This window comes from Mucilaginibacter ginsenosidivorans (assembly GCF_007971025.1).
GTDB lineage: Bacteria > Bacteroidota > Bacteroidia > Sphingobacteriales > Sphingobacteriaceae > Mucilaginibacter > Mucilaginibacter ginsenosidivorans.
In genome coordinates this window covers 2,185,653-2,206,205 of record NZ_CP042436.1, presented here as the reverse complement: position 1 = coordinate 2,206,205, position 20,553 = coordinate 2,185,653, and the positions used below count along the sequence as shown (strand labels likewise).

23 protein-coding genes are annotated in these 20,553 nt (G+C 44.6%); 9 read left to right on the top strand and 14 right to left on the bottom strand.

The window, feature by feature from the left end:
* Positions 1–26: 26 nt before the first annotated feature.
* Together FRZ54_RS10065 and FRZ54_RS10060 are read right to left on the bottom strand one after the other, a co-directional pair.
* Complete coding sequence (locus tag FRZ54_RS10065) at positions 27–1,166, bottom strand: hypothetical protein (RefSeq protein ID WP_147031483.1); 1,140 nt, start codon at positions 1,164–1,166, stop codon at positions 27–29.
* Between the two features lie 32 nt (positions 1,167–1,198).
* Entirely contained in the window at positions 1,199–2,455 is a 1,257-nt protein-coding gene (locus tag FRZ54_RS10060) for a hypothetical protein (protein ID WP_147031482.1), read from the bottom strand.
* 116 nt (positions 2,456–2,571) lie between these two features.
* On the opposite strand from FRZ54_RS10060, the gene FRZ54_RS10055 reads away from it, so the two are divergent.
* Positions 2,572–3,261, top strand: coding sequence for a VIT1/CCC1 transporter family protein (locus FRZ54_RS10055; protein WP_147031481.1), 690 nt, complete (start codon positions 2,572–2,574; stop codon positions 3,259–3,261).
* A 58-nt stretch (positions 3,262–3,319) separates the two neighbouring features.
* Here the strand turns inward: FRZ54_RS10055 and FRZ54_RS10050 are convergent, their stop codons facing one another.
* A complete protein-coding gene (locus FRZ54_RS10050; protein ID WP_147031480.1) occupies positions 3,320–3,841 on the bottom strand; it encodes an NADPH-dependent FMN reductase in 522 nt (173 codons plus the stop codon).
* Positions 3,842–4,074: 233 nt separating this feature from the next.
* Between FRZ54_RS10050 and FRZ54_RS10045 the strand changes: the two genes are divergently transcribed.
* The 7 genes from FRZ54_RS10045 (at position 4,075) to FRZ54_RS10015 (ending at position 9,394) form a co-directional block, all read left to right on the top strand.
* Entirely contained in the window at positions 4,075–4,878 is an 804-nt protein-coding gene (locus tag FRZ54_RS10045; RefSeq protein WP_147031479.1) for a ParA family protein, read from the top strand.
* 1 nt (position 4,879) lies between these two features.
* The gene (locus FRZ54_RS10040) at positions 4,880–5,782 is read left to right on the top strand and encodes a ParB/RepB/Spo0J family partition protein (RefSeq protein ID WP_147031478.1); all 903 of its coding nucleotides are present in this window, start codon (positions 4,880–4,882) and stop codon (positions 5,780–5,782) included.
* Between the two features lie 32 nt (positions 5,783–5,814).
* On the top strand, positions 5,815–6,444 hold the full coding sequence (locus FRZ54_RS10035; protein ID WP_147031477.1) for a DUF5683 domain-containing protein: 630 nt from the start codon (positions 5,815–5,817) through the stop codon (positions 6,442–6,444).
* A gap of 88 nt (positions 6,445–6,532) precedes the next feature.
* Positions 6,533–7,285, top strand: a complete 753-nt coding sequence (dapB, locus tag FRZ54_RS10030; protein WP_147031476.1) for a 4-hydroxy-tetrahydrodipicolinate reductase — start codon at positions 6,533–6,535, stop codon at positions 7,283–7,285.
* Positions 7,286–7,312: 27 nt separating this feature from the next.
* A complete protein-coding gene (gene lepB, locus FRZ54_RS10025) occupies positions 7,313–8,788 on the top strand; it encodes a signal peptidase I (RefSeq protein WP_228462678.1) in 1,476 nt (491 codons plus the stop codon).
* A gap of 49 nt (positions 8,789–8,837) precedes the next feature.
* Positions 8,838–9,059: a DUF433 domain-containing protein gene (locus FRZ54_RS10020; RefSeq protein WP_147031475.1), complete on the top strand. Its 222-nt coding sequence runs from the start codon at positions 8,838–8,840 to the stop codon at positions 9,057–9,059.
* Positions 9,056–9,394: a DUF5615 family PIN-like protein gene (locus tag FRZ54_RS10015; protein WP_147031474.1), complete on the top strand. Its 339-nt coding sequence runs from the start codon at positions 9,056–9,058 to the stop codon at positions 9,392–9,394. The genes FRZ54_RS10020 and FRZ54_RS10015 overlap by 4 nt, the downstream gene beginning before the upstream one ends.
* Here FRZ54_RS10015 and FRZ54_RS10010 read toward each other — a convergent pair.
* Entirely contained in the window at positions 9,380–10,459 is a 1,080-nt protein-coding gene (locus FRZ54_RS10010; protein WP_147031473.1) for an Ldh family oxidoreductase, read from the bottom strand. The genes FRZ54_RS10015 and FRZ54_RS10010 overlap by 15 nt on opposite strands.
* Positions 10,460–10,535: 76 nt before the next feature.
* Between FRZ54_RS10010 and FRZ54_RS10005 the strand changes: the two genes are divergently transcribed.
* Positions 10,536–11,717, top strand: coding sequence for a DmpA family aminopeptidase (locus FRZ54_RS10005; RefSeq protein WP_147031472.1), 1,182 nt, complete (start codon positions 10,536–10,538; stop codon positions 11,715–11,717).
* On the opposite strand, the gene FRZ54_RS10000 is transcribed toward FRZ54_RS10005, so the two are convergent.
* The 10 genes from FRZ54_RS10000 to rpmB form a co-directional block, all read right to left on the bottom strand.
* Positions 11,718–12,956: an IPT/TIG domain-containing protein gene (locus tag FRZ54_RS10000; protein ID WP_147031471.1), complete on the bottom strand. Its 1,239-nt coding sequence runs from the start codon at positions 12,954–12,956 to the stop codon at positions 11,718–11,720.
* 40 nt (positions 12,957–12,996) lie between these two features.
* Positions 12,997–13,536, bottom strand: a complete 540-nt coding sequence (locus tag FRZ54_RS09995; RefSeq protein WP_228462677.1) for an RBBP9/YdeN family alpha/beta hydrolase — start codon at positions 13,534–13,536, stop codon at positions 12,997–12,999.
* 12 nt (positions 13,537–13,548) lie between these two features.
* Positions 13,549–14,853 (bottom strand): NHL domain-containing protein, encoded by a 1,305-nt coding sequence (locus tag FRZ54_RS09990; RefSeq protein ID WP_147031470.1) that lies wholly within the window; start codon positions 14,851–14,853, stop codon positions 13,549–13,551.
* 56 nt (positions 14,854–14,909) lie between these two features.
* Positions 14,910–16,514, bottom strand: a complete 1,605-nt coding sequence (gene bshC, locus FRZ54_RS09985; RefSeq protein WP_147031469.1) for a bacillithiol biosynthesis cysteine-adding enzyme BshC — start codon at positions 16,512–16,514, stop codon at positions 14,910–14,912.
* Between the two features lie 110 nt (positions 16,515–16,624).
* On the bottom strand, positions 16,625–17,950 hold the full coding sequence (rimO, locus tag FRZ54_RS09980) for a 30S ribosomal protein S12 methylthiotransferase RimO (RefSeq protein WP_147031468.1): 1,326 nt from the start codon (positions 17,948–17,950) through the stop codon (positions 16,625–16,627).
* 27 nt (positions 17,951–17,977) lie between these two features.
* Positions 17,978–18,352 (bottom strand): GxxExxY protein, encoded by a 375-nt coding sequence (locus FRZ54_RS09975; RefSeq protein WP_147031467.1) that lies wholly within the window; start codon positions 18,350–18,352, stop codon positions 17,978–17,980.
* Positions 18,353–18,387: 35 nt separating this feature from the next.
* Complete coding sequence (gene ftsY / locus FRZ54_RS09970; protein ID WP_147031466.1) at positions 18,388–19,353, bottom strand: signal recognition particle-docking protein FtsY; 966 nt, start codon at positions 19,351–19,353, stop codon at positions 18,388–18,390.
* A gap of 165 nt (positions 19,354–19,518) precedes the next feature.
* Positions 19,519–19,683 carry a DUF4295 domain-containing protein gene (locus tag FRZ54_RS09965; RefSeq protein ID WP_147031465.1) on the bottom strand — a complete coding sequence of 55 codons (165 nt, stop codon included), beginning with the start codon at positions 19,681–19,683 and terminating at the stop codon, positions 19,519–19,521.
* An 80-nt stretch (positions 19,684–19,763) separates the two neighbouring features.
* Entirely contained in the window at positions 19,764–19,946 is a 183-nt protein-coding gene (gene rpmG / locus FRZ54_RS09960) for a 50S ribosomal protein L33 (RefSeq protein ID WP_002998409.1), read from the bottom strand.
* A 74-nt stretch (positions 19,947–20,020) separates the two neighbouring features.
* Positions 20,021–20,254, bottom strand: a complete 234-nt coding sequence (gene rpmB / locus FRZ54_RS09955) for a 50S ribosomal protein L28 (protein WP_147031464.1) — start codon at positions 20,252–20,254, stop codon at positions 20,021–20,023.
* Positions 20,255–20,553: the final 299 nt, after the last annotated feature.

Genomic DNA, 20,553 nt, shown 5'->3' with positions numbered 1-20,553 from the left:
GATAAGAGATAAATTTATTTTTACTGTTAAAACAAATATTTAACGCCGAACTGTGTATCCGCGGAACCGCGCCCGTCCTGCAGGTAGTGTGCAAATAGCTCCAATTGATTATGTAGTTGTACGCCGGCTTGCAGCATACCGGTTGTATCAAAGCTTTGAGGGTTGTACGCGCCTTTTTCATAAACATAATCATTCAAGCCCAATCCTACACCACCAAATAACTTAAGATTATTGCCATTATATATGTTGTAAATTACTTGCGGCACCAAGGAAAATGTAGTGATATTAAACGACTTAAGTGTACCATAATAATTTGCCGTATAGGATCCATCAGCAATCATCAGCTCAAAACGAAATAATAGCCTGCGCGTATTGGGGTTAGCAAAAACGTCTATACCACCTGAAATAACCGGAAGGACTGAAGTGTGACGCCCGGTGGAGGTATATTGGTATTGACCATCGGGCAACTTATTGGTAATATCTAACCCGAGCCCCGCAAACAATTGATATCCAACCGCCCGGGGGTGGCTTTTATTATATTCAGCTTTGGTGATGTGATTTATCCTGTTAAAAACGTCGAGAATATCCGTTCCGAGATAGTCTGCTTTTGAAATGATGGTCTCCAGGTCTTCGTTCCATTCACCAATTTTGCGAACAGCAGCGCTGATTTGGCGTCGAAATGTGAATTCGGTATTTGAACGGGTAACCCGGAATATCAACTCTTTTGGAAAATAACCCGGCTGTTCCCCCATGAAAAAGCGTTCTTTTATTTTATCCTTATAGGAATACAACGCCAGCTTCTTACCTTTTTCCAGTACCTTAAAGAAAACGATCGCCGTAGTAAAGCTGGTATCGCGGTCTATTCCCACCTGGTCAGGAGCCGTAGCGTCAGTGCTTATGGGCCCTTCATAACGCTGATAGGATTCAAGACCATCGACATTAAAAAAAGTAATATTGTTCGGCCCGTATTCAACAAAATTATTGTCGCCGATCGTTTTTTTAAAGTGTATCGTATCCGGCGTCATATCCCATTCGCGATAATCGATAAATCCCTTTATCGTATCGCCCTGGGGCGTCACAACGTACCCCGGTTTGTAATTACTCTGCGCATTGGAAAGGAAAGGGATCAACAACCCGACCAGGAATAAAAGGTATAGTTTTCTCATGATGTGATAATTAGGTTTTAATTCTCTTTTTGTTAAAGATAATAATTAAGGCCCGCCAGCAAAGGGTTTGTCTTTACCAGGAGATAATCATCCCTGCTAACTTTAGCCGGCGTAAGATAATTTATAAACACGCCCCAGTGTCCGCCAAATACCGCACCTGCTTTCAACATAATAGGTGTAGCAGCTTTGTATAAAAAATTCGGGTTGTTTATAGGTGCGTTTTTAACCTGTGTGCTGGCGTAATTAAGGTCGTAAGTAGCATTCGAATACTTATACCAGGTAAGGGCAAGTCCTGCGCCACCGTAAATTTTAAGGTTTTCGGTGCTATAGAAGTTGTATATAACCTGCGGAGCTACTGCGCCCCAAAGTTGCGTGTAAGAGTACCTTACCGGCACATAAGGCGAGCCGGTATAAATAGTGGATGACTTATATTGATTGCCGCTTGCCATAAACTCCATGCGAAATGCCAGCCTTTTGGTTTTAGGATTGGCGAAAAAATCGGCACCGAACGAAATAAATGGAAGAGTGGTATTATAATTAATGCCACCGGCTGCTTTATAAGCACCAAACGGTTTAGTAGCGGTTGCGTTTATTCCTGCGCCAACGAACAAGTTAAGTTTAAATTTGCTGCCATATTTAGCCTTGTAATCGGCATCCGATACGCCGTTGATCTTACTTACTACTTTCAGGACGTCCTGTTCATAGTAGCCGGTTTTTGCCATGTCCGTCTGTAGTGCATCATCGTACACATTATATTTAACAGCTAATGCGGTAAGCTGCTTGAGGTAGGTATTCTCATTCACTTCTATTTGCCTGGCAAACTGGCCGCCGTTGTTCTCCATCGTATAGTACACCCGATGCGCCAATTCCTTGATACCGGATTTTGAATTTTCCTCAAAAAACAGCCGGACTTTAACATTGTCAGTATAAGAGAACAACGACACCCTGCTGCCTTTTTCCAATACTTTTAAAAAAACAGAGCTATTTATAAAGGTAGTGTCCCTGTGATCAGTATCGGGCGGGTCCATGCTAATCGGGCCTGTGTAGCTTTGATAGGTTTCTAATCCATCAATACTAAAAAGAGCAATATCAGCAGGTGTAAATTTTCGAGCTGCATCTGACGTTTTAAAACTGACTGAGCCGGGGGTTGAAAGCCATTCGCGGTAATCTATCTCCCCTCGGGTTGTATCGCCTCTAAGAGTCACTATATATCCCGGTTTATAATTACTTTGAGCAAATAAGAATGAGGGAAATGCGATAAGGATCAATAAGGTTTTTAAATATTTCATTCACTAACGTTTAGGTGACGCAAATATAGGCTTTTATGCAATACTCCCCTAATTCAGACTAATCATAAATAACACTTTGATAACCAAAGGAGTGAACAATAACGTACATTTAGCTTATGCACCATGAACAGCATTTAAAAAGCTCAGATACCATACGCGACATCGTGATCGGGATGTCTGACGGCCTGACCGTTCCATTCGCACTTGCCGCGGGTTTGAGCGGCGCGAGTGCCCATTCGGGTATCGTGGTTACCGCCGGCATTGCCGAGATCGTTGCCGGCTCCATAGCAATGGGGCTTGGGGGGTTCCTGGCGGGGAAAACGGAGTCCGACCACTATGCCTCTGAGCTGCAACGCGAATACGATGAGGTGGAGCGCGTGCCCGAGCAGGAAAAAATGGAGGTTAAGGAAGTATTTGCCGGTTTCGGACTATCCGAAAAGCTGCAAAACGAGGTGGCGGATGAAATGGCAAAGGATAAGGATAAATGGGTCGACTTTATGATGAAATATGAGCTGGGCCTTGAAAAGCCCGAGGAAAACCGCGCCCGGCAAAGCGCCATTACCATTGGGCTTTCCTATATCGTGGGGGGTATTATTCCTTTGTCACCATACTTTTTTGTCGACGACTCGCAGCAGGCGTTGTATTACTCTTGTGCCATTACGATGGTATGTTTATTCGTTTTCGGCTATTTCAAAAGCAAAGTAACGGGGCAGCCACCATTTTCCGGTGCATTAAAAGTGCTTATCATTGGCGCATTGGCAGCCGCAGCTGCGTTTGGCATGGCGAAGCTGATCAACGGGAAATGACGATTCCACCGATTATTAAAAATGATTACGCCGATTTTGGCGGCGATAATCGGTATAATCAAAATTTAATAAACTTATCCATTTGCTCATTGGTAAAACGCAGCGTGTCGTCTTTAAAGAATTTACCATCAGCATCCAGCTCTTTATGGATAGAGGCGATATGTAATTTCAGCGGCATTACATTTAAATGGATGTAATGGCACACGCCCGTAAAATGATCTACCCCCCTGATGTTCCCATACTTGCCCGACGATATACCCACCAGCGCAACTTTCTTATCGTAAAAACTTTCCGGAAACGAGCAGGCATCGACGAATGTTTTTAATACGCCCGGGAAACTGCCGTTATATTCGGGGATGATAAAAATGAACTTGTCAGTTTTAGTTACCATTTCCTGTATCGGTTCAAACTCCTTGCTCCGGTTGCCGTAAAGGTCAGTTTGGATAAGGTTCGCTGGCAATTGCGCAAGCGACAGCAACCCGGCATCAACCCCCTTTTCGCGAAGCTTATGCTGGTAATATTGCGCCACTTTGAGTGTTGAACTGCCGGGGCGATTGGTCGAGGATATAATAGTGATCATGTAGTTAATTATTGAATGACCGAATTATGGATTTATTGATTTCGCACCACGGTTACCCATTCAATAATTCATTAATTCAATAAATCAGTCGTCGTTTTGTTTGTAAGTTAACGTAAGCTGTGGATTTCTGAATGGTATAAATACGTATCTTTATCGGCGGTAAAAATACTATTTCAAAAACAGAAATTTAGTTTCATTTTTGCCCGGCCCGTAATAAAATTGGAGTATACAGAATGAGTAAAATAATTGCTTTAGCCAACCAGAAAGGCGGCGTAGGGAAAACTACATCATCCATAAACCTGGCCGCAAGTTTGGCTGTATTGGAGTATAAAACATTATTGGTCGACGCCGATCCGCAGGCTAATTCAACATCGGGCATAGGGTACGACCCACGCACGATCAAGAACAGCATTTACGAATGCGTGATCAATAATGTCGACCCGCACGAGGCTATTCAAAAAACCGAAACACCAAATCTCGACCTGCTGCCGGCACATATCGACCTGGTAGGCGCCGAGATAGAAATGATAAACCTGACCGACCGCGAGTACAAAATGAAAGCGGTGCTCGACGGTTTGCGCAGCGAATATGATTTTATCATTATAGACTGTTCGCCGTCACTGGGCCTCATTACCATCAATGCCTTAACCGCTGCCGACTCGGTGATCATACCGGTGCAGTGCGAATACTTTGCCCTGGAAGGATTAGGCAAATTACTGAACACAATCAAGATCGTTCAAACACGTTTGAATACTACGCTTGAAATTGAAGGCATTCTGCTTACTATGTACGATGTAAGGTTGCGCTTGTCTAACCAGGTAGTTGAAGAGGTGCGCAACCATTTCGAGGATATGGTTTTTGATACCATTATACAGCGCAACACGCGTTTGAGCGAAGCGCCAAGCTTTGGCATGTCGGTAATTATGCACGATGCCAACTGCAAAGGAGCTATTAACTATTTGAACCTGGCGCGCGAAATAGTGCGCAAAAACGGCATGCTGAAAGGCGAAACCGTAGCGACAACAGAAACCATATAAAATGAGTGCAGAGAAGAGAAATGCTTTGGGAAAGGGATTAAGTGCCCTGCTGAATGATTCTGTAAGCGTACTACCGAACAAAAACGACTTTGGTACCGGCACACCCGAGGTGAATCCTATGGGCTCGGTAAACGAGATAAAGATATCCGAGATAGAAGTTAACCCTTTTCAGCCGCGTACCGATTTTGATACCGATGCGCTGACCGAACTGGCCGATTCCATCAAATTGCAGGGGCTTATTCAGCCTATTACGGTAAGGCGCCTAAGCGCACACCGTTACCAGTTAATATCGGGCGAGCGCCGTTTGCGGGCTTCCAGGCTGGCCGGGTTAACATCCATACCCGCCTATGTGCGTACCGCCAACGACCAGCAGATGCTGGAAATGGCGCTCATTGAGAATATCCAGCGCGAAAACCTGAACGCTATTGAAGTGGCGTTAAGCTTTCAGCGGATGATAGAGGAATGCAACCTGAAGCAGGAAGAGCTGGGCGAACGGGTGAGCAAAAACCGTTCGACCGTAACAAATTACCTCCGGTTGTTAAAATTACCCCCTACTATACAGGCCTCTATCCGCGACGGGCAGGTAAGTATGGGACACGCCCGCGCACTCATCACAATAAATGACCCGGATAAACAGTTATATATCCATAAACTGATCACCAAAGACGGGTTGTCTGTTAGAAAGGTGGAAGAACTGGCGCGCGAATTACAACGGCCGGTTAAGAAAGAGGGAAAACAACCTGAACCATTATCGTTCCAGGTACAGAAAATACAGGCTGACCTGGCTTCGAAATTTAGTACGCAAGTTAAACTTAAAGTAAACAGCCAGGGTAAAGGTTCGATAGAGATCCCTTTCTTATCGGAAGATGATCTTAGCCGCATCCTCGAAATGCTGGATTGGTAAGAATGTACAAATTTCTGTTCCTTATTTGGTGCATGAGCGCACTGGTTTTTGTAGCAAAGGCCCAAAAACCCGATACCGTTGTTTCAAAAACAAAGGCCGATAGCCTGAACGCAAAGCGCGATTCTATCAATAGCACAAGAAAATATGTTCCGCCTATAACCAAAGGCAAAGTTTATCATCCCGATTCGACACATAGTCCGCATAAGGCGCTCATCCGCTCGGCTATTATACCCGGCTGGGGGCAGCTATACAATCACCGCTGGTGGAAAGTACCATTTATTTATGCCGGCATAGGGCTTTTGGGCGATGCTATTGTTTATAACCAGCATTATTACAAAATTTTCTTAAAAGAGGCCCAGCTTCGCGAGAAGGGCATACAGGAAGGCCGCCTGCCTCAATACACGCAGGTTTCCGATGCCGATATTATCAATGCGCAGGATGGCTACCGGCGTAATCGCGACCTTTGTATCCTTGGCACCCTTGGCGCCTGGGGCATACAAATGATCGATGCTTATATCGATGCCAAATTTATCCAGCGTTTCACTATGGATAACAACCTTTCACTCAAAATACGACCGGGTGTGCTAACCCAGCCATCTTACGCTTTTAACAGTCTGGGAAGTTATTACCCATCGGTAACGCTTACTTTTACCCTTAGGTAAGGTGCATCTTAAAATTGTCTCCGGCTGAAACAAACAAAGCAAAATTTATATCTACCTTAGTCGGTTGATAACAGAATAGTATAGTTTGATGAATATTGCATTACTGGGCTACGGAAAAATGGGGAAGATCATCGAAAAGATCGCTACCGACCGCAAGCATGAGATCTTTTTAAAAATTGATTTTTACAACCGGCAGGATCTCACCATCGAAAACCTAAAAAAGGCCGACGTCGTGATCGAATTCAGCACGCCCGGATCTGTACTGGATAACATTCAAAAGTGTTTTGAAGCAGGCGTGCCCATAGTGGTTGGCACAACGGGCTGGTATGAACATTTGCCCGAGCTTAAAAAAAAATGTCTTGATAGCGGGCATACCATGCTTTATGCATCAAATTTCAGCGTGGGGGTCAATATCTTTTTCCATGTGAACAAGGTACTGGCAAAGTTGATGAACAATTACCCGTATTATGATGTGCAGGTTGAAGAAATTCACCACATGCAAAAACTCGATTCGCCCAGCGGAACGGCTATCACCATTGCCGAAGGCATCATCGAAAATACTGATTCCAAAAAGGAATGGGTGAACGTGCTTACGTCGGAAGGTGATGACACCAATGATGAAAACATCAAAAACGACCAGTTATTGATCGAGTCGTTCCGTATCGACAGCGTGCCGGGCACTCACACTGTGATCTATGATTCAGAGGTCGATTCCATCGAGTTCAAACATACCGCCCACAACCGCAACGGATTTGCCTTAGGCGCCGTGCTCGCCGCCGAATGGGTGCAAAATAAAAAGGGCTTCTTTTCGGTTGAAGAGATGTTCGATTTTGGAAAATAAAATACAGATTAACTAAAAAATACTGAAGTGAATATTGTTGAATTAATCCTTTTACTTGCACTATTTATCATACTACCCTACGTTGGGCTTTATAAACTGTTTGAAAAAGCGGGCGAAGCCGGTTGGAAGGCCGTTATTCCTGTTTTCAGCATGTACATGAGGATCAAACTTAGCGGCAGGCCCGGCTGGTGGCTGGTGCTTTACCTGATCCCAGGTTTGGGTATCCTGGTGGCGATGGGTATTATGGTGGATTTCCTGAAATCATTTGGTAAATTTCGTTTTCGCGATCACGCCGCAGGCATATTGATCCCTTTTATTTACCTGATCAAATGGGGTAATGACAAGGAAACGAAATATCTTGGACCTGCAACAAGTCCCGAATTCAAAGAGAAATACCAGAAATCATTAAAAAAATCCACCACCCGCGAATGGACGGAAGCCATCATATTCGCAGTTGTGGCCGCTACTCTGATACGGACATTCTTTATCGAGGCTTATACCATACCTACCCCGTCAATGGAGCGCTCGTTACTGGTAGGCGATTTCCTTTTTGTCAGTAAAGTAAATTACGGCCCCCGCTTGCCTGAAACGCCTGTATCGTTCCCGTTTGCACACAATACGATGCCGCTTATCAATATTAAATCGTATTGGGACGGCATTAAATTACCCTATTATCGCTTGCCGGGATTAAGCGACATCAAAAAAGGCGATGTGGTGGTTTTCAACTACCCAATGGACGCCGATTCGCCGTTGTACAGACCGGTTGATAAACAGGAAAACTATATCAAGCGCTGCCAGGGAACGCCGGGCGACACTTTAAGCGTGGTGAACGCCCAGGTATACGTCAATAGCAAAGCTGCGCCTAACGCCCCGGGGCAGCAGATCGACTATACCGTTAACACAACCGGAGTCGACCTTAATCCGCAGGTGAAGGATGACCTGGGAATTTCCGATTACGGCAATGGCTATATGACCATGCCGCGAAGCGCCGCAAACATTGTAAGAACTTATTCCAATGTCAAATCGATATATCCGAACATAGCGCATAAAGGCGATGATCCGGACCCGAATAACCAGGTGTTCCCCTCAAATCCGTACTACCCGGCTTTCCATGCCCTGCCTGGTAAATTGCACGACTACAAATGGAACCAGGATAACTACGGCCCAATCATTATTCCCAAAAAAGGCTGGACCGTAAAGCTCGACAGCGTTACTTTCCCTTTATATGCCCGGGCGATAGAGGTTTACGAGAATAATAAATTAGAGATAAAAGGAAGCGATATTTATATCAACGGCCAGAAAACCGACAGCTATACTTTCAAAATGAACTACTACTGGATGATGGGCGATAACCGCCACGATTCGGCCGATAGCCGCTATTGGGGATTTGTACCCGAGGACCATATCGTGGGCCGGGCGCTGTTTGTATGGATGAGTTGGGACGACAAAGCCGACTTTCTGCACAAGATAAGGTGGAGCAGGCTATTCAGAGGAGTGAATTGAATTTGATTCCCAGATTAGCAATAAACTTTGAAATTAATTATATTAGTACATGAATTATTCAGAGTATATTGAGATAAATCCTGAAAAGAGGTTTGGGAGGCCAATAATCATCGGCACCCGAATCTCTGTTTATGATGTTTTGAGCTGGCTTTCTGAAGGTATGACGATCAATGATATAATTTCAGACTTCCCAGAATTAAATGAAAACCAAATAAAAGCCTGCTTATCCTACGCAGCCGAAAAGGAACACAAATTAAGAGTGGTTTCGTGAAAATCCTTCTCGATCAAAATATATCATTTCGGGTTGTTGCACTCCTGTCGGGTTTATACGAAACCATCGATCATGTTAAGAGCCTGGGCCTCACGGACGCATCCGATCAAACAATATGGGACTACGCCCTTGTAAATAGTTATACAGTTATAACATTCGATAGTGACTTTATCGATCTTGCAACTTTAAAAGGCACGCCGCCAAAAATAATATGGCTGAGATTTGGCAATTCCTCAAACTTAAAAATAGCCAACAAACTTCTTTTGAATGCGGACCTGATTAGAAATTTTATTACAAATGAAGACTCCGGAATCGGTTTTTTAGTGATCGATTAATATTAATCCGAACTTCTCTGCCAACCCATTCAAATCATTAACAATGGCATCCACCAAAGGGATGCCGTTTGCCTTTCTGTATATTTCAGCCGCCGTCTCCGGTTCGCCGGGAATGATAACTTTCTGATCCGGGTTTATCGTTGCCGATGATCTGAACCGTTCTATCCAGTTATCCAGGTGTGTTTTAAATTCATCAACCGGGCGAAAGCCGTCAACACGCATAGCGCCTACGAAATGACCGATCCCGGCGCCGACGGGGTCGTCGGGCGGATCCAAAAATGCCACGAACGGCGGCACCCATGGGCCGTAATTGGCACCTGATAGCACCGCTGATAAAATATCGACCGTCGCGCTTAAGCCAAAGCCTTTATGGCTGCCATGTTCGGGGTCACTTCCAAGCGGGAGCAACGCTCCCCCGGATTTCAAAGCATGCGGATCGGTAGTTGATTTCCCATCCTTTCCCTGTATCCAGCCTTCCGGCACTTGCTTACCCAACCGCTGGGCAATTTCCAGTTTCCCGTTTGCTGCGGCCGATGTAGCCATATCCACAACTACCGGCGGGTATTTCCCGGCAGGAAAAGCATAGCAAATGGGGTTTGTACCCAATAAACGCTCGCTGGAATAAGTAGGCGAAACCAAGGGGCTGGCATTGGTCATGGCAAAGCCGATCATATCTTTTTCAACCGCCATCAAAGCATGATATCCCGCAATACCAAAATGGTTGGAATTACGCACCGAAACCCACCCCGATCCATATTGTTCGGCCTTTTCCATGGCAAGCCTCATAGCAAAAGGAGCGACAACAAGGCCAAGACCTGCATCTCCATCGACCGTTGCGGTAGTAGGCGTTTGGTGAACTATTTTAATACCCGGCGTGGTGTTGATGCGCTTCTTTTCCCAAAGTCGTACATAACCTGTCAACCGCGCTACGCCGTGCGAATCAATTCCACGCAGGTCAGACCTGATCAAAACATCGGCAGCCAACCGGGCGTGTTCAGTACTGCATCCCATTGCCAGGAAAATATTCCCGGTAAAGTTTCTTAAGGCTGATTCCGATACCACCATTGCGGCAAAGATAATTAAAGTAGCAGAAGCAGTAGCAAAGGGAAATAGCTATATTTAAACTATAAAGCCATACCCTATGCTTCATCACCGTCTCAAAACAATTTGCCCCTGGATCATTTTTATTTCGATCTCAACTTCAGCCTTCGCTCAAAAACCGCGTGCACGGGATATTGGTATCCCTTTTACCGGCACACCGGGTAAATATAATGCTATTACCGACGTGCCTGGTGTCGAAGTTGGGTTCAGCACGATAATAAGCGGCTCTGGTAAGGACCATATTGGCAAGGGGCCGGTACGAACGGGTGTAACGGCTATTTTCCCAAATGGTAAAGTAAACCATCACCCTGTATTTGCTAATTGGTATTCACTGAACGGCAACGGCGAAATGACGGGCACCACCTGGATAACGGAGTCGGGGTTTCTGGAAAGCCCGGTCATGATCACCAATACCAACAGTGTAGGCACCGTACGCGATGCTGTATTAAAATGGTTTGTGGATAAAAACTGGTATCGCGAGGATTTTTGGTACACCTACCCGGTAGTGGCCGAAACCTATGATGGATTTTTGAATGACATTTATGGTTTCCATGTGAAAGAAGCCAATGCTTATGAAGCTTTGGACTCAGCCAAGCCCGGCCCTGTGCAGGAAGGCAACGTGGGCGGCGGCACTGGCATGATGTGCCTGGGCTTTAAGGGAGGAACGGGCACCGCCTCGCGGGTTTTTACCATCAACGGCAAGCAGTATACCCTGGGCGTGCTGGTGCAATCAAATTTCGGCCGGAAAAAGAACCTGACCATAGCCGGCGTACCGGTTGGTTTGGAATTAAAGGATACGCTGAACAACAAATTAGTAACGCCCCCTGAATACAAAAAACCTGAAGGACAGGGTTCCATTATTGTTGTTGTGGCAACAGATGCCCCCCTATTGCCACACCAGTTGAAAAGGATCGCTGCAAGGGTACCCCTTGGCATCGGCATTGTTGGCGGCCGCGGAGAAAACAGTTCAGGTGATATTTTTACAGCTTTCTCTACAGCAAACCCCGACGCTTTCAGCCGCGAGAGATCAACGCAGGTCGAAATGATATCGAACGACCAGATCAATCCCCTGTTTGAAGCTACGGTGCAGTCAGTCGAAGAGGCTATCATCAACGCCATGGTTGCGGCAGAGACCATGGAGGGCATTAACGGGAATACTTCGTATGCCCTTCCTCATGATGCGGTTATTAGGCTATTGCGAAAGCACGGGATGGTGAAGTAATTATTGAAGCGTAATTTTACGCACTTTCAAGTCATCGGCCACATAGATGTTACCCGAATTGTCGATAGATAGGTTTTGTGGGCTAAATAATTGCGAACTAAGCCCCTGGCCATCTTTAAAACCTTGAATGCCGTTCCCTGCAATTGTGCTTACTGTTCCGTCCGGTGTTATCATTCTAATGGTGTAATTACCCGAATCGCTGACATAAACATTCCCGGCAGCATCGACAGCGATACCTGTAATATCTTTAAAAGAAGCGGACATAGCAGGTCCGTCGTTGGCACCCTTTGCCCCGCTCCCGGCTAAAGTTGTCACCGTTCCGCTAGAGGTAACCATTATTACTTTGTTTGCGCCTTCGTCAGCCACAAATAAATCCCCTGCCTTATCTATACAAATTGCACGTGGATAAGCAAAATCGCTTGCTAAAGTACCGGTGGCGCCGTCGGTCGATATTTTTAATATGAGTCTATTTCCAGCGTCTAACGCAAATAAATTTCCAGCGGCATCCAAAACAACTCCTTTATAATCAGCAAAAAATGCCGAACTTGACTGGATTGTTGAAACCGTTCCATCAGGTGTTACCTTCCTGATCTTTAACATATCTGCAACATATAAATTCCCTGTTGCATCGCAAGTGATACCCCATGGTTCCTGGAAAGATGCCAGTGAGCCCTTTCCGTCCTGGTAACCCCCTGAAACATTGCCTGCAAAAAAGCGTACAGTTGCGTCTGGCATGATCTTGCGCACTAAAGAAACATCTGTGACAAATAAATTTCCTGACGGGTCTATCGCAATACCCCACAACCCGCTAAATGACGCTCCCGTGCCCTGACTGTCTGTGAAACCTGTTAGTCCGCTTCCTGCAAATGTTGTCACCGTTGCAGTGACTTGATAAGTAAATACCGGGCCCGCAACTGGTGTCCCATTATTTACCGATACTGTTACCACGCCGGTACCTGCACCAACTGGTACAGTTGCTGTCAACCGGGTAATAGTTGCTGCCGTAATAGTTGCGGCTTTGCCATTGAAAAAAACGTTGTCATTTGCTTTTGTTGCGTCAAAACCTGTTCCATTTATTATAACCTGGGTATTGTAAGGCCCTGTCGTCACATTAATAGATGTAATTGCAAGGTTGGAAGCTTTTTGTGGTTGTGGATTAGAGCTTTTTTGGGAGCAAGCTGAAATGACAAAAAAAAGGGCTAACAATATTGTGTTTTGAGAGATAACGAACCTTTTCATGGTTTAGGATTTTCAATTCCTAAAATAACAAAAATTCCAATTAAATACAATCCAAATCATTCAGTATCTCCAACCCCTGCTGCCACTCCCCATATTCCGACGCTACATTGATGTGCCCAGCCTCACCAATATTGACAAATTGACTACCCCACACATCCGCAAATTGTCTGGCCCGTTCCAAAGTAACGAAGTGATCGTTGGAACTTGTCACCACTATCGATGGGAACGGCAATTTATTTAATGGAACCGGCGCAAATCCGGATGTTCCTGGCGGGAAAGTCGGAGCGTCAGCGTCGGCTGGCGCAACCAGTAAAGCGCCTTTTATAACGACATTATATTTTTTTACCCAGTGTATAAAAGCAACGCAAGCTGCGCTGTGGGCGACAACAATAAGGTTCGCGGGGTCAAGTTTTTGAATATAATTGTTTATTGTTTCCACCCACTCATCACTATCAGGTGTATCCCATTCCCGTTGTTGCACGCAGGTAAAACCATATTCTTTTTCCCAAAGGGTTTGCCAGTGCGTGGGACCTGAGCCGCCGATCCCGGGGATGGTTAGAATGGTGGATTGGAAATTCACTATCAACAAGCTTTATTCAAAAATAATCTTTCGCACTTCATTATGATCGGTAACATATATAACGCCATTACTATCAATACATATTCCTGTAGGCGATTGGAACCCTGCACTTGTACCTACACCATCCTGCGATGACAGCAGGGCAGCATTTCCGGCCACAGTGCTCACTATACCATCTATACCGAGTTTACGAATAAGTCGATTACCGGTATCGGTTATATATATATTCCCGTCTTTGTCAATAGCCAGGTCTCTTGGACCATTAAACCTTGCTGCCAACCCTGTTCCATCCGTATCGCCCCCTGCTTTGTTACCTGCGAGCGTTGTAACCAAGGCATCCTTATCAACTTTCCGGATTGCATTCGCATCAACGAAATAAATCGTTCCATTTTGATCGATCTTCATACCCTGCGGGCTGGATAGCTGTGCGATTCCATGGCCTCCATCTACTATATCATGTTGATCTGTACCCGTGAAAATTGTCGCCAAGCCATTATTATTTAGTTTTGTTATATAACTGAATCCATAATTGGCTATATATAAATTTCCATCGGAAGCCACGACACCTCCAGGAGTCGAAAATGGATTGGTGATCCCTGTATTATTTGTGATAATCTGCATGGTGGTTACATCGCCGGCAAGCGTTATTTTGCGGACTGAACCGAAAATAAAATCAGTTAAATATAAATTTCCATCGGGACCAAACGTAATATAAAGTGGCTCTGAGAAGCTTGCATCCGTGCCTTTACCATCAGCTTTACCGACAGTACCATTACCAGCAAGAGTAGAAACTGTACCGTCAGGAGTGATCTTTCTGACCAAAAAATCATTTTTGCCTGCAACATACAAATTACCGCTCGCATCAGAAGTGATCCCATAGGCTATGCTAAAGCTGGCCACCGCACCTTTTCCATCAGCTGAACCTGTAGCTGTACTCCCTGCGAGTGTGCTGACAACAGCTGACAATTGATAAGTAAACACCGGTCCGGAAACTGCCGCACCATTATTTACTGACACTGTAACATTGCCCGTTCCTGCGCCTACAGGTACAATTGCCGTTAATTGAGTTGCCGTTGCTGTGGTTATTGTTGCTGCTTTACCATTAAAAAAGACTTTATCATCAGCTATATTAGTATTGAAAGCAGTACCGGTAATAACCACACTCGTATTAAACGGACCAGAGGTAACGCTTAATGCTGTAATTGTAAGTGCCGGTTTGTTATTGGGAGGAGGAGTTGCTTCTTTTTTTGAGCAGGAAGAAATTAAGATGATTAATACTGATAAGATCAGCAAATAAGATTTAAAATGACATTTCATGGTTCAGGATTGTTTTGTCTGCAATATACTGAAAGAAAATAAATTTAAAGTTAAATTCATTCCTCCGTCAGCACTGTAAACTTAAAATCCAACGGCTCAAAGTGTTTGATAAGTTCGTCAATAAACTCCTGCCCCCATTTCACATAGAACAGGCCGAAATTTTCGGTACGCTCCTGCAAACTATCTTTCGGAAAAAGCTCCGCCCGCACGTGGTCTATTTGCTCCAGCCGGGTTTGATAGTTATTCTTTTCGGCCCTGATCAGCTTCTTTTCAAGATTATTGATCGCATGCTCCAGTCGAGCTTCCACGGCTGCAGTAGCCGGCACTAAGGTTTTATCGACTTTGGATGATACCTGCTTTATCTTTTCAAAAAGCTGCTGAAAGCTTTTCAATTCGCCCTGCAGGGAGAGTTGATGTTCGCTATGGTTTTTGACCCAGTCGTTCTTTATCGCGTCGGTGCTTTTGAATAGCTCGCAGGGGTCCAGTTCCATGCACTTTATTTTAGCCGAAGTGCGCTTTGATATAATTAACCCGGAGTTACGCAGGACAAGCGCAGGCAAATCGACCTTATAATGATCAAAGTTCGATTTAAGTTCGAGCCAGTAAACAATCTCCGCCCCGCCCCCAATATAGGCGATGTTAGGTAAAATGTATTCCTGGTAAAGAGGGCGCATCACCACATTCGGGCTGAACCGTTCCGGGTAATTTTTAATCTCCTGTATTAATTCTGCTTTCGAAAAACCGATCTCGGTATTTAATACCTTATAAAGTCCGTCTTCAAAAACTATCCGTTCGCGCAGCCCGTCCGCCAGGTAAAAAAAGTTGATCTCGCGGGGATTTACCTGTATATGCACGCCAAGTTTCACCAACTGCTCATTGGTAGCTGATATATTTTTAAAGCTGTTCTCCCCGATAATGTCCTCTTCGATGATATGGGCGAATTGCTGTTTCAGGCGATGATCGTCCGCATCGATAATAACCAAACCGTACTGTCCGAAAAGCGCATTCACCAAATAACGGGTAGCGTCGGCCAGTTTATCAAAACCTGAATAGGCTTTCTCCACTATTTCAGCCAGTTCAGCCGCATGATGCTCCAAACCTAAAACTCCTTTATATTGATTCAGTGCCTGGCGCATGGTATCGGGATTAATGCGACCCGTTGCGCCGGTTGCCTCGTACCACCAATGCACTTTTTTGCCGCCGATATTGGTATAATTGATCTCGGCAAAATCATGATCTTCTGAAGCCATCCAGTAAACCGGCACAAAGGTTTTATCCGGGAAAGTTTCCTTCAATTGTCGCGCAAGCTTTATCGCTGTAACTATCTTGTAGATAAAGTAAAGCGGCCCGGCAAAGATGTTTAACTGATGACCTGTAGTTATGGTGTAGGTATTTGATTCTTTAAGAAGAGCTATCTGCCCCCTAACCCCCTGAAGGGGGAACTTACCTGTATCGGAGACATTCCCGTATTGCTTTAAAAGCACTTCAACAAGCAGCTCGCGGTCGGCTGATACCTTTTCATCCTTCAGTATCTGCCGAAAGCCTTCCATATCGGGCCGGTAACTATAAAAGGGTCTTAGTTCAGGCTTGTCTTCCAAATAATCAATAACCGTTTGCGAGAAAAACCCGGTGTCTTTATAGTCTATACAGGAAGGCTGCATTTTGGGATTCAAGATTTAAGATCTACTATTTTGGCCCAACCAAACTTCGATCAACATTATTAATTATCCCGAAATTAGATTTTATAATCCTAAAACAAAGAGGCGGAAACTTATTTTACAATTTGTCCATAAAGATCGAAGTCCTCGGCGCTGTCTATCTTCACGTTGACAAAACTGCCTGCGGTGGCGTAATGCTTGTCTGCGGCTATTAAAACTTCGTTATCAACTTCGGGAGAGTCGTATTCGGTGCGACCAACAAAATAGCCGCCATCCTTTTTATCAATAAGCACTTTATAGGTTTTACCGACCTTTTCCTGGTTCTTTTCGAAAGAAATTCCCTGCTGAATTTCCATAATAATATCCGCTCTTTCCTGTTTTACTTCATCGGGCACATCATCAATAAGGTTGTATGCGCTGGTCTTTTCCTCGTGCGAGTAGGTAAAGCATCCTAACCGGTCGAAACGCGTTTCGGCCACCCATTGCTGCATTTCCTCAAAATCCTGTTCCGTTTCGCCGGGGTAACCGGTTATGAGCGTAGTTCGCATGGCAATGCCCGGCACCTTATCCCTTATCTGGTCCACCAGGTCGATGGTTTTTTGTTTGGTTATTCCGCGGCGCATCGACTTTAGCATATTATCGGTTATGTGCTGTAGCGGCATATCCAGGTATTTACAAATATTGTCGCGCTCGTTCATAGCGTCCAGTATCTCCATCGGGAAACCGGAAGGATAAGCATATTGCAGGCGTATCCATTCAATGCCATCTACATCGGATAATCGCCGCAATAGTTCATCCAGGTTGCGCTTGCCATAAATATCCAGCCCATAATAGGTGAGGTCTTGGGCGATTAAAATGAGTTCTTTGGTGCCGTTTTTGGCAAGATTTTTCGCTTCATTAACCAGTTCATCCATCGGCTTGCTTACGTGCTTGCCCCGCATCAGCGGTATGGCGCAAAACGAGCATGGCCGGTTACAGCCCTCGGCAATCTTAAAGTAGGCAAAATGCGTTGGAGTGGTCAGCAGGCGTTCGCCTATCAGTTCGTGTTTATAATTTGCCCCTACCGAATGCAGCAGGTTCTGAAGGTCATTGGTACCAAACCACGAATCGACATTGGTGATCTCGGCTTCCAGTTCAGGCTTGTAACGCTCGGAAAGGCAACCGGTAACGATCACCTTGCCTATCTTCCCTTGCTCCTTCAGCTCGCTGTATTGCAGGATAGTATCTATAGATTCCTGTTTTGCATTGTCGATAAATCCGCAGGTATTGATGACAACGATATCATTCTTACCCGCTTCAGCTTCATGCACCACATCGAACCGGTTACCTTTCAGCTGACCCATCAATACTTCAGAGTCATAGATGTTTTTTGAGCAACCAAGAGTGACTACGTTTATTCGTTGCGGTGATTCCACCGATTTCTTATTATTTGTCTTCATCTATTTACTACACCAATCTTTACTTGATTACACCGATAGCCTTTTCACTTCGCAACTTGAATTTCCAAAATTAATCAATAAGCCTGTTTTAATTTTGCTAGCTTTCAAATAGGATAATAATTGACTTTGGAAAAGCTTTGGTATATATCCCGTCACCGATTTAAGCTCGACAATTATTTCACTTTCAATAAAAAGATCGCATCTGAATTTTCCTACCAGCTCACCATCAAATAATACGTTAAATTCCTTTTCAGCCACAAAACTTAAATGCTCATTAATTAATTGACGCTGCAATGCATTAGAATATATCTTTTCATTGAAGCCCGGACCTAATGAGCTATGAACATTAAAGCAACAACCGATGATTTTCTCAGTCAAAGCATCATGTTCGAAGTTTGCCATACTAAATCGGTGGAATCAAAAATCAATCGGTGAAATCAGGATTTAAATAGCGAATCGACAAATGCCTTCCTGTCAAAAAGCTGCAAATGGTCCATCCCTTCGCCTACGCCTATGTATTTTACCGGAATACGGAACTGATCGGATATACCTATCACTACACCGCCCTTGGCTGTGCCGTCCAGCTTGGTCAAAGCCAATGCGTTAACAGCCGTGGCTTCGGTAAATTGCTTGCATTGTTCAATGGCGTTTTGGCCGGTCGAGGCATCCAGCACCAGCAATATCTCGTGCGGCGCACCCGGAACAACCTTTTCCATCACGTTTTTGATCTTGGTCAGCTCGTTCATCAGGCCAACTTTATTATGCAAACGGCCCGCGGTATCAATAATGGCCACATCGTCGCCATTGGCAACTGCAGAGCGCAGCGTATCATAAGCCACTGATGCCGGGTCGGAACCCATTGCCTGGGCCACAACCTTTACGCCTACCCTTTCGCCCCAAAGCTGTATCTGGTCTACCGCCGCTGCGCGAAAAGTATCCGCCGCACCTATCACCACTTTATTGCCGGCCTGTTTCAATTTGTGTGCCAGCTTGCCAATGGTGGTGGTTTTGCCCACTCCATTTACGCCCACCACCATAATTACATAGGGCTTTTGACTGCCGTATTCGAACGTAGTAAAATCATTGCTGTTGTTTTCGGCTAATAAATGCTGAATCTCATCGCGCAGCAGCGAGTTTAGTTCCGTAGTATTGACATACTTGTCGCGTGCCACGCGGTCCTGTATACGCTTGATGATCTTGAGGGTGGTACTTACGCCCACATCCGAAGTTACCAGCACTTCTTCCAGGTCGTCGAGCACATCGTCATCAACGGTCGATTTACCAGCAACAACCTTAGTGATCTTGGAGAAAAAGCTATCCTTGGTTTTTTCCAGGCCGGTATCCAATGCCTGCTGCTCCTGCGGCGTAGCTTCCTTTTTCTTAAAAAAATCGAATAATCCCATTTTTTTGGCCTCACCTAAATCCTCTTCAAAGTAGAGGACTTTTTAATTGGTTATATCGAACTGCCTCTGCAACCCCCTCTCCTATGGAGAGCGCCGGGGTGAGGCCTAACAAAAAAAGCCACCTCGTTAATACAAGACGGCTTTCCTATGTTCCGGTTCAAAGGATTATCCTTTGGTTCCTTCTGCGATCGCGTCTTTAACGTGATCGTTATGTACAATTACTTCTTTGAATGAGTAAGCACCTGTTTTTGGCGATTTAGCCATGGTGATCACTTTTGAGTACTCTTTGCCTTTGCCTGTCTTCAGCGTTGCAACTACTTTCTTTGCCATGTCTTTTTAATTATTGACTTATTGAATTATTGAATTATTGATTTGACTAACTCAATCAACCATTCAACTCAATCAACTTATTACTTAATTTCCTTGTGTACGGTCACCTTCCTTAATACCGGGTTGAATTTCTTCAGCTCCAGCCTTTCGGTTGTATTTTTCTTGTTCTTGGTAGTGATATAACGAGACATGCCCGGCAGACCGCTTTCTTTATGCTCGGTGCACTCTAAAATTACCTGAACCCTGTTGCCTTTCTTTGCCATTTCTTTAATTATTGAATGATCGACTTATTGAATTATTGATTGAACTGAATCAATCCATCAATTGGATCAACCTACTAAATGTATCCTTTTTTAACGTATTTATTGATGCAGGCGGTAATACCATTCTTGCTGATGGTTTTAACAGCCGAAGTAGATACTTTCAAAGTGATCCACTTATCTTCTTCAGGAATATAAAACTTCTTCAGCTTTAAATTAGGGTGAAACCTGCGCTTGGTTTTAACATTTGAGTTAGAAACGTTATTACCAACCAGTGAGCCTTTTCCTGTTAAATCACAAACTCTTGACATGACAAATATGATTAATATAATCCCTCTTCTTAAAAGAGTTTGCAAATATCAGGATTTTAAGTCAAAAAGGCAACAACGATTTTAAAAAATATTTTGTCTGAACCGCTGATTTGTTTGATTACCTAATTTCGTTGATTTTTTAACCCCTTAATAAACCATGTCATTGCGAGGAGCAGCCGGGATTTGTGCGTCGGGGCGACGTGGCAACCTCGTAGTTATGCATGAGATCATTGTCTGAACCTGAATTTATGGAATTAAAGAATGAGCAGAATTCTGAAAGTTTATAAATTCTGTGAATT

Excerpts from the sequence above, each read along its gene's own strand:
- FRZ54_RS10065 (WP_147031483.1), bottom strand. The coding sequence starts at position 1,166 with ATGAGAAAACTATACCTTTTATTCCTGGTCGGGTTGTTGATCCCTTTC.
- FRZ54_RS10060 (WP_147031482.1), bottom strand. The coding sequence starts at position 2,455 with ATGAAATATTTAAAAACCTTATTGATCCTTATCGCATTTCCCTCATTC.
- FRZ54_RS10055 (WP_147031481.1), top strand. The coding sequence starts at position 2,572 with ATGCACCATGAACAGCATTTAAAAAGCTCAGATACCATACGCGACATC.
- FRZ54_RS10050 (WP_147031480.1), bottom strand. The coding sequence starts at position 3,841 with ATGATCACTATTATATCCTCGACCAATCGCCCCGGCAGTTCAACACTC.
- FRZ54_RS10045 (WP_147031479.1), top strand. The coding sequence starts at position 4,075 with ATGAGTAAAATAATTGCTTTAGCCAACCAGAAAGGCGGCGTAGGGAAA.
- FRZ54_RS10040 (WP_147031478.1), top strand. The coding sequence starts at position 4,880 with ATGAGTGCAGAGAAGAGAAATGCTTTGGGAAAGGGATTAAGTGCCCTG.
- FRZ54_RS10035 (WP_147031477.1), top strand. The coding sequence starts at position 5,815 with ATGAGCGCACTGGTTTTTGTAGCAAAGGCCCAAAAACCCGATACCGTT.
- dapB (WP_147031476.1), top strand. The coding sequence starts at position 6,533 with ATGAATATTGCATTACTGGGCTACGGAAAAATGGGGAAGATCATCGAA.
- FRZ54_RS10020 (WP_147031475.1), top strand. The coding sequence starts at position 8,838 with ATGAATTATTCAGAGTATATTGAGATAAATCCTGAAAAGAGGTTTGGG.
- FRZ54_RS10010 (WP_147031473.1), bottom strand. The coding sequence starts at position 10,459 with ATGGTGGTATCGGAATCAGCCTTAAGAAACTTTACCGGGAATATTTTC.
- FRZ54_RS10005 (WP_147031472.1), top strand. The coding sequence starts at position 10,536 with ATGCTTCATCACCGTCTCAAAACAATTTGCCCCTGGATCATTTTTATT.
- FRZ54_RS10000 (WP_147031471.1), bottom strand. The coding sequence starts at position 12,956 with ATGAAAAGGTTCGTTATCTCTCAAAACACAATATTGTTAGCCCTTTTT.
- FRZ54_RS09990 (WP_147031470.1), bottom strand. The coding sequence starts at position 14,853 with ATGAAATGTCATTTTAAATCTTATTTGCTGATCTTATCAGTATTAATC.
- bshC (WP_147031469.1), bottom strand. The coding sequence starts at position 16,514 with ATGCAGCCTTCCTGTATAGACTATAAAGACACCGGGTTTTTCTCGCAA.
- rimO (WP_147031468.1), bottom strand. The coding sequence starts at position 17,950 with ATGAAGACAAATAATAAGAAATCGGTGGAATCACCGCAACGAATAAAC.
- FRZ54_RS09975 (WP_147031467.1), bottom strand. The coding sequence starts at position 18,352 with ATGGCAAACTTCGAACATGATGCTTTGACTGAGAAAATCATCGGTTGT.
- ftsY (WP_147031466.1), bottom strand. The coding sequence starts at position 19,353 with ATGGGATTATTCGATTTTTTTAAGAAAAAGGAAGCTACGCCGCAGGAG.
- FRZ54_RS09965 (WP_147031465.1), bottom strand. The coding sequence starts at position 19,683 with ATGGCAAAGAAAGTAGTTGCAACGCTGAAGACAGGCAAAGGCAAAGAG.
- rpmG (WP_002998409.1), bottom strand. The coding sequence starts at position 19,946 with ATGGCAAAGAAAGGCAACAGGGTTCAGGTAATTTTAGAGTGCACCGAG.
- rpmB (WP_147031464.1), bottom strand. The coding sequence starts at position 20,254 with ATGTCAAGAGTTTGTGATTTAACAGGAAAAGGCTCACTGGTTGGTAAT.